Here is a 13,493-nt window from a genome sequence, read left to right as displayed (position 1 = left end):
CCACCAACGGAACTCTCATGCGCGAAGAAATTCGCTCCATCCCGGATGTAACCGCGCGGTTTCTCGATGCTTCCCGCGATACGCTGGCCAATGCCGGAGCAAGACTGCGCGAGAAGAACCCGCCCTTCCTGGCCTCCATTGCCCGCGGTTCATCGGACCATGTGACAGCCTATCTGAAATACGCAACGGAACTGACCGCAGGCATTCCCGTCGCCTCGCTCGGACCGTCCGTCGCCTCGATCTATGGCATCACCCTGAAACTCGAGAGCGCCGCAACGCTCTCCATTTCCCAGTCAGGCAAGAGCCCCGACATTGTCAGCATGACCAAGGCTGCACGCGAAAGCGGCGCGCTGACGCTCGCCATCACCAATGAAATCAATTCCGATCTCGCCTATGCCAGCGATCTCGCCATCGACATCCTGGCGGGACAGGAACGCAGCGTCGCCGCCACCAAGACCTTTGTCAGCTCGGCGGTCGCCGGGCTCGCCATGATCGGCCACTGGACGCAGAACAAAGAACTGCTTGCCGCCATCGATGAACTGCCCAAGGCCCTTGCAGCCGCCATCCGCTGCGACTGGTCGCCGTTCGGCGCCGCCATGAAGGGCGAGAACTCGCTTTTCGTGCTTGGACGCGGACCATCCCTTGCCATTGCCAACGAAGTGGCGCTGAAATTCAAGGAAACCAGCGCCATGCACGCGGAATCCTACAGCGCCGCCGAAGTCATGCACGGACCCAAGGCCATCGTCGGCAAGGATTTCCCCGTTCTGGTGCTTGCAGCGCGCGATGCGGCTGAGGATTCAATCGTGCAGGCTGCCGATCGCCTTGCCGAGCAGGAAGCCGCCGTCTTCCTGACATCGGCGAAGCCATCGAAAGCCACCGCATTGCCGTTCATCGCGACGTCGCACCCATTGACGGACCCGCTCACTCTGCTGGTATCATTCTATGCTTTCGTGGAAGATTTCGCCCGCAGCCGCGGATTGAATCCGGACGAGCCACCGCATTTGAGAAAAGTGACTGAAACAATATGAGCACTGTCTATGCACTGACCGGCGCCGACATTTTTGACGGCGAAACCTGGCATGCCGGTTCGGCAATTCTCGTCGATGCGGGCGCCATCACCGGTATCGTTGCCCAGGCGGACATCCCTGCGGATGTTCGCCGTGTCGCGCTCAAGGGCGGCAAGCTTGTGCCCGGTTTCATCGACGTGCAGGTGAATGGCGGCGGCGGCGTTCTCCTGAATGACGGCCCGAGTGTCGAGGCGATCAGGACCATCTGCCAGGCGCATTTCGCCTTCGGCACGACGGCCCTCCTGCCAACCCTGATCACCGACACCCCCGCCATCACCAATGCGGCGATTGCCGCCGGCAAGGCGGCGGCGCTGGAAAAAGTCACCGGATTTATCGGCCTGCATCTCGAAGGGCCGCACCTTTCCGTCTCACACAAGGGCACGCACGATCCCGCGCTTATCCGCCCGATGGAGGACAGCGATCTTGTGGCGATCGTGGAAGCCGTGCAGGCACTGCCGGTACTGCTCACCACTGTCGCCCCGGAGACCGTTCCCGTCGACAAGATCAAGGCCATGGTCGATGCGGGCGTCATCGTCAGCATCGGCCATAGCGGCGCAACTTATGAAATGGCTGTCGCGGCCAAGGATGCCGGCGCGTCCATGGCAACCCATCTTTTCAATGCCATGAGCCAGCTCGGAAACCGCAGCCCCGGCGTTGTCGGCGCCATCCTTGAAACCGGCGAATTGTCGGCAGGGCTGATTGCCGACGGTTTTCACGTCAGCAAGGCCTCGATGGCGATTGCCCTGCGTGCCAAGCAGGGTCCGGCCAGGATTTTTCTCGTGACCGACGCCATGTCGACCATCGGCACGGATATCACCACCTTCACGCTGAACGGACGGACGATCCGGCGGCATGACGGCCGCCTGACGCTCGAAGACGGCACGTTGGCGGGAGCCGATCTCGACATGATTTCGGCAGTCCGCTTCGTCCATCGCGAGCTTGGACTTGACCTGGAGGAAGCCCTGCGGATGGCCTCGCTCTATCCCGCCGAGAGCATCCGGATCGATCATCGCTACGGGCGCATTGGCACCGGATATGTCGCCAATATCGTGCATCTCGATGATGCGCTTGACGTCGATCACGTCTGGATCGACGGCGATCTGCATTACGCCCGAAACCCGAGTTGACGGGCTTCTCCGATTGACGATACTTGCCCTCTTTGGACAATCGGAGAAATAAAATGGCTGGGGATGCGCTTGTCGTCATCGATGTGCAGAACGATTTTTGCCCGGGCGGCACACTGGCCGTGGATGGCGGAAGCGAAATCGTCCCGATCATCAACAAACTGATCATCCGGTTCGATCACGTCATCCTGACGCAGGACTGGCACCCGGCCGGCCATTCGAGCTTCGCTTTTTCCCATCCCGGCAAGGCGCCCTTCGACACGGTGAAAATGCCCTACGGCGACCAGACGCTGTGGCCGGACCATTGCATTCAGGGCACGCCGGGCGCCGATTTCCATGCGGATCTGCAGTGGACCAAGGCCGAACTGATCATCCGCAAGGGCTTCCGTCCCCACATCGACAGTTACTCGGCGTTTTTCGAGAACGACCGCAAGACCCCGACCGGCCTTGCCGGCTACCTGCGCGAGCGCGGCATCACCAATGTGACCTTTGTCGGGCTGGCGACAGACTATTGCGTCGCCTACTCCGCGCTGGATGCGGTGGCGCACGGTTTTACCGCCGATGTGCTGCTCGATGCCTGCCGCGCCATCGACATGGGCGGGTCACTGGCCGCCATGGTCGCGAATATGCGCAAGGCCGGCGTCACCCTCATCTGACCGGCGCAAAAGTGAACAGCTGAGCATTTTTTCCACAGGCGTTAACCCAGACATTCGACCAAAGTCATAAAACTGTTGTTTCTCTGTCACATAATGAGGATAGTGCCCATAAGCGCATCCAATAAGCGTGTTCCTAACGACGCCTCATTATGGGAGACATACATGACATTTCGCGGCACTTCGCTCAGCCTTGCGCTCGGACTTATCCTAGCATCGTCCACCTCATCCTTTGCCGTCACCGAAATCAGCTGGTGGCATGCCATGACCGGTGCCAACAACGAGGTTGTTGAAACCCTGTCGAAGGAATTCAACGAAAGCCAGAGCGACTACAAGGTCGTTCCAGTGTTCAAGGGGACCTATCCGGAAACGTTGAACGCCGGCATTGCCGCGTTCCGTGCCAAGCAGGCCCCGCATATCATGCAGGTATTCGACGCGGGAACCGGCGTCATGATGGGCGCCGAGGGCGCGATCAAACCGGTGGCCGACATTCTCTCGATGGGCGGCGCAAAGTTCGACAAGAGCCTCTATCTGCCGGGCATCGTCGCCTATTATTCCAAGCCGGACGGCACGATGCTGTCCTTCCCCTACAACAGCTCCTCGCCGATCCTTTACTACAACAAGGATATCTTCAAGAAGGCCGGGCTGGATGAAAACAACCCGCCAAAAACCTGGCCGGAAGTCTGGGAAGCCGCCAAGAAGATCAAGACCAGCGGCGCTGCCAAATGCGGCTACACCTCGACATGGCTGACATGGATCCACACGGAAAACTTTGCCGCCTGGAACAATGTCTCCTACGGCACCAATGAAAACGGCATTGCCGGAACCGATGTCGAGCTGAAGATCAACGCGCCGATCTATGTCAAACACTTCCAGGAACTGGCCGACCTCGCCAAGGACGGCACCTTCCGTTACGGCGGGCGCACATCCGAAGCCAAGCCGCTGTTCCTGTCGGGCGAATGCGGCATCTTCACCGAATCCTCCGGTGGCCTGGGCGACGTGGTCAAGTCGGGCATGAACTACGGCACCGGCCAGCTTCCCTATGACCCCGATGCCAAGGGTGCACCGCAGAACACGACACCGGGTGGCGCCAGCCTCTGGGTGTTCGCAGGCAAGTCCGACGCGGAATACAAGGGCGTTGCCGCCTTCTTCACCTTCCTGTCGCGCACCGACATCCAGGCCCGCCTGCACCAGGTATCCGGCTATCTGCCGGTGACCCTTGCCGCCTATGAGGACACCAAGAAGTCCGGTTTCTACGACAAGAACCCTGCCCGCGAAATTCCGATCAAGCAGATGATGGGCAAGGCGCCGACGGAAAACTCCAAGGGCGTCCGCCTGCCGAACCTGCCACAGGTGCGTGATATCGAGAACGAAGAGTTCGAGAACATGCTCTCCGGCAAGCAGACGGCCCAGCAGGCCCTCGACAATGCCGTCAAGCGCGGCAATGCAGCCATCAAACAGGCGAACGGCCAGTAAGAGCCGGTTCATGAACGCCCCGTCCGCATGTCTTGCGGACGGGGCTCTTTTCAAGAGGGGCAATCATGGCATCGTCAACGCGTGTCACTTTTCCGAACAAGGTCCTGCCATATCTGCTGCTGGCGCCGCAGCTTGCCATCACGATTGTCTTTTTCTACTGGCCCGCGTCGCAGGCCATCCGCCAGTCGGTGCTGCGCGAGGATCCGTTCGGCCTGTCGACCCAGTTCGTCGGCCTCGGCAATTTCAAGCGCATCCTGAGTGACCCCAATTACCTGAACTCGCTGCAGGTCACGGTCATCTTCTCCATCGCCACGGCAGTCATTGCCATGGGCTTCGCGCTGCTGTTTGCTGTCATGGCGGACAAGGTCATTCGCGGCAAAGGTGTCTACCGCACCCTGATGATCTGGCCCTACGCCGTCGCCCCGGCCATTGCCGGCATGCTCTGGCTGTTCCTGTTCAACCCCTCGATGGGCACGTTCGCCTACATGATCCGCTCCGCCGGCTACAATTGGGACCCGCTGCTCAACAGCAACCAGGCCATGCTGCTGGTGGTTGCCGCGGCCGCGTGGAAGCAGATCAGCTACAATTTCCTGTTCTTCGTTGCCGGGCTGCAGTCCATTCCCAAATCGCTGATCGAAGCCGCCGCCATCGATGGTGCGGGCGAAACCAAGCGCTTCTGGACGATCATTTTCCCGCTGCTTGCTCCGACGACGTTCTTCCTGCTGGTCGTCAACACCGTCTACGCCTTCTTCGACACGTTCGGCATCATTCATGCCGTCACCGGCGGCGGCCCCGGCAAGGCCACGGAGACATTGGTCTACAAGGTTTACAATGACGGCTTCGTCAACCTGATCCTTGGCGACTCCGCAGCACAATCGGTGATCCTCATGGTCATCGTCATCGGCTTGACGGCAATCCAGTTCCGTTATGTCGAGCGCAAAGTGCATTACGGCTGAGGAGCGCAGAGATGATCCAGAACAATCCCATCGGCCGCCTCATTGCCCACATCATCCTGATTGTCGGCATCCTGATCGTGGCCTTCCCGATCTACTACGCTTTCATCGCCTCGACCCAGTCGCTGCAGGATATCATGCGGCCGCCACTGTCCCTGCTGCCCGGCGGGCATTTCTGGGAAAACTACACGACGGCACTTTTCGGCGGCATCGGCCGCATCGGCGGCGTGAGTGTCGGCCGCCTGCTCATCAACAGCACGATCATGGCGCTGGCGATTGCCGTCGGCAAAATCATCATTTCGATCCTGTCGGCCTATGCCATCGTCTTCTTCCGCTTTCCCGGCCGCATGGTCTTCTTCTGGCTGATCTTCATCACCCTGATGCTGCCGGTCGAAGTCCGCATCCTGCCGACCTACAAGGTCATGGTCGATCTCGGCCTCATCGATACCTACACGGGCCTGACGGTTCCCCTCATGGCATCGGCTACCGCAACCCTCCTGTTCCGGCAGTTCTTCATGACCATACCAGGCGAGCTGGTGGAAGCGGCACGCGTCGACGGTGCAGGCCCATGGCGCTTCTTCAAGGACATCCTGCTGCCCCTGTCCAAAACCAACATCGCAGCGCTGTTCGTCATCCTCTTTATCTACGGCTGGACCCAGTATCTCTGGCCGCTGCTGATGACGAACCGCAATGACATGACGACCATCGTCATCGGTCTGCGCAAAATGATTTCCTTCGCCGATGCCGACACTGAATGGCATCTGGTGATGGTGACCTGCATTCTGGCCATCCTCCCCCCGATCCTCGTCGTTGTGCTGATGCAACGCTGGTTCGTGCGCGGCCTGGTCGAAACGGAGAAATGATCCCATATGGCAAGTGTTGAACTCACCAATGTCCGCAAGGTCTATGCCGGCGGCGTCGAGGCGGTCAAAGGCGTCGACATAGACATCAAGGACGGCGCCTTGTGCGTGCTTGTCGGCCCGTCGGGCTGCGGAAAATCGACCCTCCTGCGCATGATCGCGGGGCTGGAATCCATTACCGACGGCACGGTCAAGATCGACGACAAGGTTGTCAACGATCTCGGCCCCGCCGAACGCGACATCGCCATGGTCTTCCAGAACTATGCGCTCTATCCGCATATGAAGGTCTATGACAACATGGCCTACGGCCTGCGCAACCGCGGCATGCCGAAGGACCAGATCGACAAGCGTGTGCGCGAAGCAGCGGCAACGCTGGAGCTGGCGCATCTGCTCGAACGGCGACCACGCGAACTGTCAGGCGGCCAGCGGCAGCGCGTCGCCATGGGCCGCGCCATTGTGCGCAACCCCAAAGTGTTCCTCTTCGACGAACCCCTCTCCAATCTCGACGCCAAGCTGCGCGGCCAGATGCGGGTGGAAATCAAGAACCTGCAGCGCCAGCTCGGCGTGACCAGCGTTTATGTCACCCACGACCAGCTGGAGGCCATGACGCTCGCCGATATTCTCGTGGTGATGAATGCCGGTGCGGTCGAACAGATCGGCGCGCCGCTGGATATCTACGAAAAGCCCGCCAGCACATTCGTCGCCAGCTTCATCGGCGCACCGCCGATGAACCTCATTCCGGTGACCGCCGGCGAATCCGGCCTGATCCTGAGGGACGGCACGCGGATCGGCGCCGAGGGGCTTGCCGTATCCGACAAGGATGCGGTGATCGGGTTCCGTCCGGAAGATCTGGAGGTTGCCACCGGCACGGAAAGCCACATTGGCGGCCTGCTGCTCGACCTCAAAGTGCTCGGTGTAGAGCCGGTCGGCGCGGAAAGCTATGTCTATGGCATCATCGGAGGTGAGCGGGTAGTCGTGCGGGTTGCCGGCCGTTCCGTATCCCAGCCCGACGATCACCTGAGGGTGATCATCCCGGGGGAAAAGCTGCATCTTTTCGGCGGCAACGGCAAGCGCATCTGAAGACATTCAAAGCAAACCACTCCCCTCCACCCATCGGCGAAGGGGAGTGAAAGTGTCGATTACCAGGCGGGAACAGCCGCCCCCTTGTACTTGTCGAGGATGAACTGCTTGACCGGATCGGAATGGTAGGATTCGATCAGCGTCTTGACCCAGGGCTTGTCCTTGTCGGCCTTGCGCACGGCGATCAGGTTGACGTAGGGCGCCTTTTCACCCTCCTTCAGAATCGGGTCCTTCATCGGATCAAGGCCAGCTTCAAGCGCGTAATTGGTGTTGATGGCAGCAGCATCCACATCGTCGATGGAACGCGGCAGCTGGGCAGCATCCAGTTCGACGAACTTGAAGTTCTTCTTGTTCTCGGTGATATCGGCGAGCGTCACCTTGAGACCCGAACCTTCCTTCAGCTTGATCACGCCCTTGTCGGCAAGGATCAGCAGTGCGCGGCCGCCATTGGTCGGATCGTTCGGAATGGCAATCGTCGCGCCATCGGCCAGTGCGTCGAAGCTCTTCACCTTCTTCGAATAGACGCCCATCGGAAAATTCACGGTGTTGGCGACATCGACGAGATCGAACTTGCGGTCGGCAATCTGGTTGTCGAGATAAGGCTTGTGCTGGAACGAGTTGGCATCAAGCTCGCCGTCGTTCAGCGCCTGGTTCGGCACGACATAGTCGGAAAATTCGAAGATTTCGATGTCGAGGCCTTTCGGCTTGGCGATTTCCTTGACCTTCTCCATGATCTGCGCGTGTTCGCCCGGCGTCACGCCGATCTTGATCGTTTCGGCCAGAGCGCCCGTCGCGCTGAGCATTGCCGCCACCGCAGCGGTGACGAGGATTTTCTTCAACATTGTACTCTCCTGTTTTAACGTAAACGTGTTTTCAGCGGGGACGGATGCGCTTGTCGAACCGCCGTGCCAGCCGGTCACCGGCGCTCTGCACAAGCTGAACCAGCACGATCAGCACCAGAACCACGATGGCCATCACATCCGGCATGAAGCGCTGATAGCCGTAGCGAATGCCGAGATCGCCGAGCCCGCCGCCGCCGACGGCACCGACCATGGCCGAATAACCGATCAGGCTGACAATGGTCAGGGTCAGGGCCGATGTGATGCCGGGACGCGCTTCGGCCAGCAGAACCTTGAACACGATCTGGGCGGGACTTGCACCCATCGCACGGGCAGCCTCGGTCAGCCCCGGATCGACCTCGCGGATTGCCGATTCAACCAGCCGCGCGATGAAGGGAATGGTTGCAATGGTCAGCGGTACGATCGCGGCGGTGGTTCCGATGGAGGTCCCGGCGATCAAGCGGGTGAAGGGGATGATGGCGACAACCAGAATGATGAAGGGCGTCGAGCGGGCCGCATTGACGACAAGCCCGAGCACCTTGTTGACCGAAGGCGCAGCAAAAAGCTCGCCGCGGCCGCTGGTCGCCAGAAAAACACCGAGCGGAATGCCGAACAAGGAGCCGATCAGGCCCGCCACTGCGACCATGTACAGGGTCTGGCCGGTGGACTTCACCAGCAGTGCAAAAATATCAGCGGACATAGCCGACAACCTCCGATGACAGGCCGTGATCGGCAAGAAAGCTTCGGGCTTGGACTATCTTTGCCTCATCGGCGAGCAGGGAAACAACCAGCATGCCGAAGGGGCGCCCGGCAATCTCGTCGACCGCACCGGCCATGATATTGACCTCGATACCGAGATCGCTGCCGAGCCGCGCCAGCATGGGCTCCGTCGCATTCTCGCCCTTGAAGATGATGCGCAGGATCGTCCGCAAGCCCGGTTCCGGCTTCTCGACCATCTGCCGCGTCAAAAACTCCGGCAGATGCAGCCCTGCCAATCCACCCAGCAGCGACCGGGTTGTCGCATGGGTATGACCAGTGAACACGTCAAAGGTCGGGCCCTGCTCGACGATGCGTCCGCCATCGATAACCGCCACATGATCGGCAATGGTCTTGATCACTTCCATCTCATGGGTGATCAGCAGAACCGTGAGGCCAAGCTCCTTGTTGATGGTCTTGAGCAGGGCAAGAATCGACCGGGTTGTTTCAGGATCAAGTGCCGATGTCGCTTCGTCCGAGAGGAGCAGTTTGGGTTCCGTTGCCAGAGCCCGTGCGATGCCGATGCGCTGCTTCTGCCCGCCGGACAGTTCGGAGGGATAGCGATTGCGCTTGTCCGACAGCCCCACCAGATCGAGCAACGGTGTCACCCGCTTTTCGATGGTCTGTCTGTCGACACCGGCGATTTCGAGCGGCAGGGCGATATTGTCGAAAGCCGTGCGCGACGAGAGCAGATTGAAATGCTGGAAGATCATGCCGATGGAGCGGCGCACGTCGCGCAGCCGCTTTTCATCAAGCTCGGCAATATTTACCCCGTCGACAACGACGCGGCCACTCGTCGGCTTTTCCAGCCCGTTGACCAGGCGGATCAGGGTGGACTTGCCCGCGCCGGAACGGCCGATAATGCCGGTGACGGAACCGCGCGGGACAATCAGATCGACACCGTCGAGCGCGGCCACTTCCGCACTGGTCCGCCCTGCCGCAAAGCGTTTGGAAACGCCTTCAAACGCCACCATCGGATCAGCCGCCGCGGTCAATCCATCACCCGCAGCCGTTCCCGCCGCTTCTCCCGTCTTCCGTGTCACAACCGTCATCATCATTTGCGCTGCCTGTGCAGCCGCCCTGTTGTCTGTTTGCGACCGTCTATACCGATCCGGTCGACTTTTCGATAGGGCTTACGGGCAAGCATGAACATTTTCGATACTGGAAATCGCGGCTTCATCGGCCGGCGGCCGGAACTATGCGTCAAGATCACGCCAAGCGCGTTCGACTATAGTTGTAAATTGCTATTCAAAACAACCGCTTACCTCAAATGATTCAACTCTGCATTTCTAGCGGCGCTCCATGAAAACGGGCAGTGGATTGAACAGGCGTTTTACACGCGATCCATTTGAGGGCGAAGCAGACACACCGAGCCAGCCGGTGCATCGGGAAGACGGGCCTCCCGACCATAGCAATGGCCTTGCTCTCAAAACTGGAGGTGATCTATGCGGAAATTGCCGTTTAGCATCACGCTAGAGGTGAAAAGAACCCGGACCGGCTGGCAGCTGGTGATCCGGGTTCGATTTACACTCTAGAAGCGAGGGGTGGGTGAAAGCCCATCCCTCACTCCAGAAGATTACAATATCCCGTCCGTAATTCCAACCAACCCTGGGTTTCAAGCGGCGAGTGCAAGTTTAGATGCATTCAGGCCGCGCTCCAGATCGTTGAGAATATCATCGATATGTTCGATGCCGACCGAGAGCCGGATGTAACCTTCCGAAACGCCGCTCGCCCGCTGTTCTTCCGGCGAGAGCTGGGAATGCGTGGTCGTTGCCGGATGGATGGCGAGGCTGCGGACATCGCCGATGTTGGCCACGTGGTAGAAGAGTTCGAGCGCTTCGATGAATTTGCGCCCTGCCTGCAGGCCACCCTTGAGCTCGAAACCGACCAGACCACCAAAACTGCCAGAGAGATATTTCTCCGCCCGCTCGCGATCGAGACCGCTCTGCTGCGATGGATGGATGACCTTGGCGATCTCCGGCCGCTTGGCCAGGAACTCGGCAACCTTCTGCGCATTCTCGACGTGGCGCTCGAGACGCAGCGACAGCGTCTCGATGCCTTGGATGGTCTGGAACGCATTGAAGGGGGATAGCGCCGCGCCAAGGTCGCGCAAAAGCGTGACGCGCGCCTTGATGATATAGGCGACGGGTCCGATGGGTTTGACCGCCTCCGTCCAGACCGCGCCGTGATAGCTTGGATCGGGTGTGTTCAGCGCTGGCTGCCGTTCCGGGAATTTCTCCCAGTCAAACTGCCCGCCATCGACAATGATGCCGCCGATGGAAGTGCCGTGCCCGCCAAGATATTTGGTGGTGGAGTAGACGACAATGGCGGCCCCATGCTGCAGGGGCCGCGCGATCAGCGGCGCCGCCGTATTGTCGACGATCAGCGGAATGCCATATTCGCGCCCGATGGCGGCGACTTCGGCAATCGGAAATACGGTGAGTTTCGGATTGGGCAGTGTTTCCGCGTAATAGGCACGGGTTCGCTCATCCGTAGCCCGGCGAAACGCTTCGGGGTCCCGGGGATCGACAAAGCGTACCTCGATGCCCTGATCCTTCAGCGTATTGGCAAAGAGGTTCCATGTGCCGCCGTAGAGATCGGTGGAACTGACGATATTGTCACCGGCCCGCGCAAGGTTCTGCACGGCCAGGGCTGACGCCGCCTGCCCCGAAGAAACCGCGAGCGCAGCAATACCGCCGTCAAGTGCGGCAACACGCTTCTCCAGGACATCGGTGGTCGGATTGCCGATGCGCGTATAGATGTTGCCGAGTTCCTTCAACGCGAAGAGATTGGCCGCGTGCTCCGTGTCACGGAACTGGTACGAGGTCGTCTGGTAGATCGGCACGGCCACGGCGCCGGTTGCGGGATCCGCCCGCCAGCCGGCATGCAGGGCGATGGTCTCGGGGTGCAAATGGACTGCCATGGTTTTCGTCCTCGTGTTGGTGCGGAATGATCACCCGAAACACTAGGAGAAGTTGCAATGGGGGAATACGCAGGCCGTTGCTTATTTCAGCGCGTTCGGGAAATCCCATACTAAAAGCGGGGCGCAACGCCCCACTTTATGCCAATCGCGCATCCGTGAAACCGGGTATGGAGAATTCCATTCCCGGCTCCATGCTGTTTACCCGTAGGGCTCAAGCAGCCCGATAACGTTCCAGCCAATGGGCGTAGGGCGAAGGCAGAACCCAGGCCGCCTTCTCGACGCCCAGTTCCTTGGCGGCGCGGAACGGCCAGTGCGGATCAGTCAGCAGCGGACGTGCCAGCATGACAAGATCGACCTTTTCATCACGGATAAGACCGTCGGCTTCCTGCGGCGTGCTGATGTACCAGGATGTCGAGGCTGGCAGACCGGTTTCGCGGCGGACACGCTCCGCAACGGACCCAAGGAATGCCGGGCCCCACGGAATATTGGTCTTGCCCAGCGAGAAGCCCATGCTGACATCGATGAAGTCGAGCCCATTGGCCTTCAGCTGTTTGACAAGTTCGATGGCTTCGCTGAGGGTTTTTTCGTCCTGACCGTCATACTCGATGACACCGAGACGCGCTGTCAGCGGCAGGTTGTCCGGCCAGACGGCCCGCACGGCCTGAACTGTTTCGATGAGGAAGCGGCTGCGGTTCTCAAAACTGCCGCCATAGTCGTCGGTCCGCGTGTTGGAATGCTCGGACAGAAAACTCTGCGCGAGATAACCGTGGGCAAAATGCAGTTCGAGCCATTCGAAGCCGACGGAAAGTGCCCGCTTGGCGCTATCGACGAATGCCTGCTTCACCCGCTCGATATCGGCCTTGGTCATTGCGCGCGGAACCTTCGACAGCCCGCCGCCATAGGCAATGGCCGAAGGGGCAATCGTTTCCCAGCCGCGCGGATCATCGTCCGCAATATGATCATCGCCTTCCCACGGCCGGTTCGCGCTGGCCTTGCGCCCCGCATGGCCAATCTGGATGCCGGGAACGGCGCCCGCATCCTTGATGGTCTGAACCGCCGGTGCGAATGCCTTCGCCTGTTCATCATTCCACAGCCCCGCGCAACCCGGAGTGATCCGGCCTTCCGGCGACACCGCGGTTGCCTCGACAATCACCAGTCCGGAACCGCCACGCGCCAATCCGCCGAGATGAACGTGATGCCAGTCATTGATCACGCCGTCATTTGCCGAATACTGGCACATCGGGGAAACGGCGATTCGGTTGCGCAATGTCACATCCTTCAAGGTGAAGGGGTCGAAAAGAGAGGCCATATGTTTACTCCAAGTGGGGTGCTGCAGACATTCGGGTCCGCTGATATTTCCATAGTTCGATATTATTCGAACAATAGCAATACACAAAATTTTGTGCTAGGATATGTGCATGAGAGAATATCGCCATCCCCAGATCACCGAAGTGCAGCTCGAATCCGTGCTTTATGCGCTGAGCGACCCCATCCGCCTGTCGATTGTCCGGCAGTTGGCCCGCGAAGGTGAGGCAACCTGCGCCGCGCTTGAGAACGGACGCCCGAAATCCAGCGTGTCACATCATTTCCGCGTGCTGCGGGAAGCCGGGATCATCAAGACCCGCAACGACGGCACCTCGCGGATCAACGAATTGCGCGACAATGAACTGGCCGAGATTTTTCCGGGCCTGCTGCCGGCAATTCTCGCAGTCCGGGGCTAGGGTCTGGACCCTAGAACAACGCGGCAAGGCGGACCGCTTGA

The 13,493-nt window shown here is 59.9% G+C and carries 13 protein-coding genes; 8 read left to right on the top strand and 5 right to left on the bottom strand.

Annotated elements, in window-relative coordinates; translation table 11 throughout:
* Positions 1-17: 17 nt before the first annotated feature.
* The 7 genes from J1W56_RS07480 to J1W56_RS07450 all read left to right on the top strand — a co-directional run bounded on the left by J1W56_RS07480 (position 18) and on the right by J1W56_RS07450 (position 7,213).
* Positions 18-1,028: an SIS domain-containing protein gene (locus tag J1W56_RS07480; protein WP_223612689.1), complete on the top strand. Its 1,011-nt coding sequence runs from the start codon at positions 18-20 to the stop codon at positions 1,026-1,028.
* The gene (nagA, locus tag J1W56_RS07475) at positions 1,025-2,194 is read left to right on the top strand and encodes an N-acetylglucosamine-6-phosphate deacetylase (RefSeq protein WP_223612688.1); all 1,170 of its coding nucleotides are present in this window, start codon (positions 1,025-1,027) and stop codon (positions 2,192-2,194) included. Before J1W56_RS07480 ends, nagA begins: the two co-directional genes overlap by 4 nt.
* 53 nt (positions 2,195-2,247) lie before the next feature.
* Entirely contained in the window at positions 2,248-2,847 is a 600-nt protein-coding gene (pncA, locus tag J1W56_RS07470) for a bifunctional nicotinamidase/pyrazinamidase (RefSeq protein ID WP_223612687.1), read from the top strand.
* Between the two features lie 162 nt (positions 2,848-3,009).
* On the top strand, positions 3,010-4,320 hold the full coding sequence (gene ugpB, locus J1W56_RS07465; protein ID WP_223612686.1) for a sn-glycerol-3-phosphate ABC transporter substrate-binding protein UgpB: 1,311 nt from the start codon (positions 3,010-3,012) through the stop codon (positions 4,318-4,320).
* 65 nt (positions 4,321-4,385) lie between these two features.
* On the top strand, positions 4,386-5,276 hold the full coding sequence (gene ugpA, locus J1W56_RS07460) for a sn-glycerol-3-phosphate ABC transporter permease UgpA (protein ID WP_223612685.1): 891 nt from the start codon (positions 4,386-4,388) through the stop codon (positions 5,274-5,276).
* Positions 5,277-5,287: 11 nt separating this feature from the next.
* Positions 5,288-6,136, top strand: coding sequence for a sn-glycerol-3-phosphate ABC transporter permease UgpE (ugpE, locus tag J1W56_RS07455; protein ID WP_223612684.1), 849 nt, complete (start codon positions 5,288-5,290; stop codon positions 6,134-6,136).
* A 6-nt stretch (positions 6,137-6,142) separates the two neighbouring features.
* On the top strand, positions 6,143-7,213 hold the full coding sequence (locus J1W56_RS07450; RefSeq protein ID WP_223612683.1) for a sn-glycerol-3-phosphate import ATP-binding protein UgpC: 1,071 nt from the start codon (positions 6,143-6,145) through the stop codon (positions 7,211-7,213).
* Positions 7,214-7,272: 59 nt separating this feature from the next.
* Here J1W56_RS07450 and J1W56_RS07445 read toward each other — a convergent pair whose 3' ends face one another.
* The 5 genes from J1W56_RS07445 to J1W56_RS07425 form a co-directional block, all read right to left on the bottom strand.
* Complete coding sequence (locus J1W56_RS07445; protein ID WP_374042746.1) at positions 7,273-8,055, bottom strand: MetQ/NlpA family ABC transporter substrate-binding protein; 783 nt, start codon at positions 8,053-8,055, stop codon at positions 7,273-7,275.
* Positions 8,056-8,086: 31 nt separating this feature from the next.
* The gene (locus J1W56_RS07440; protein ID WP_223612682.1) at positions 8,087-8,752 is read right to left on the bottom strand and encodes a methionine ABC transporter permease; all 666 of its coding nucleotides are present in this window, start codon (positions 8,750-8,752) and stop codon (positions 8,087-8,089) included.
* Positions 8,742-9,782 (bottom strand): methionine ABC transporter ATP-binding protein, encoded by a 1,041-nt coding sequence (locus J1W56_RS07435; protein ID WP_223613457.1) that lies wholly within the window; start codon positions 9,780-9,782, stop codon positions 8,742-8,744. The genes J1W56_RS07440 and J1W56_RS07435 overlap by 11 nt, the downstream gene beginning before the upstream one ends.
* A gap of 641 nt (positions 9,783-10,423) precedes the next feature.
* Entirely contained in the window at positions 10,424-11,731 is a 1,308-nt protein-coding gene (locus tag J1W56_RS07430) for an O-acetylhomoserine aminocarboxypropyltransferase/cysteine synthase family protein (protein ID WP_223612681.1), read from the bottom strand.
* Positions 11,732-11,942: 211 nt separating this feature from the next.
* Entirely contained in the window at positions 11,943-13,040 is a 1,098-nt protein-coding gene (locus J1W56_RS07425; RefSeq protein ID WP_223612680.1) for an NADH:flavin oxidoreductase/NADH oxidase, read from the bottom strand.
* Positions 13,041-13,149: 109 nt separating this feature from the next.
* Between J1W56_RS07425 and J1W56_RS07420 the strand changes: the two genes are divergently transcribed.
* Positions 13,150-13,452, top strand: coding sequence for an ArsR/SmtB family transcription factor (locus tag J1W56_RS07420; RefSeq protein ID WP_223612679.1), 303 nt, complete (start codon positions 13,150-13,152; stop codon positions 13,450-13,452).
* Positions 13,453-13,493 lie beyond the last annotated feature (41 nt).

The sequence above is a fragment of the Phyllobacterium calauticae genome, assembly GCF_019991125.1.
GTDB classification, from domain to species: Bacteria; Pseudomonadota; Alphaproteobacteria; order Rhizobiales; family Rhizobiaceae; genus Phyllobacterium; species Phyllobacterium calauticae.
Note: the sequence above shows the minus strand (reverse complement) of the source record. Positions and strands in the feature narration are given on the sequence as shown.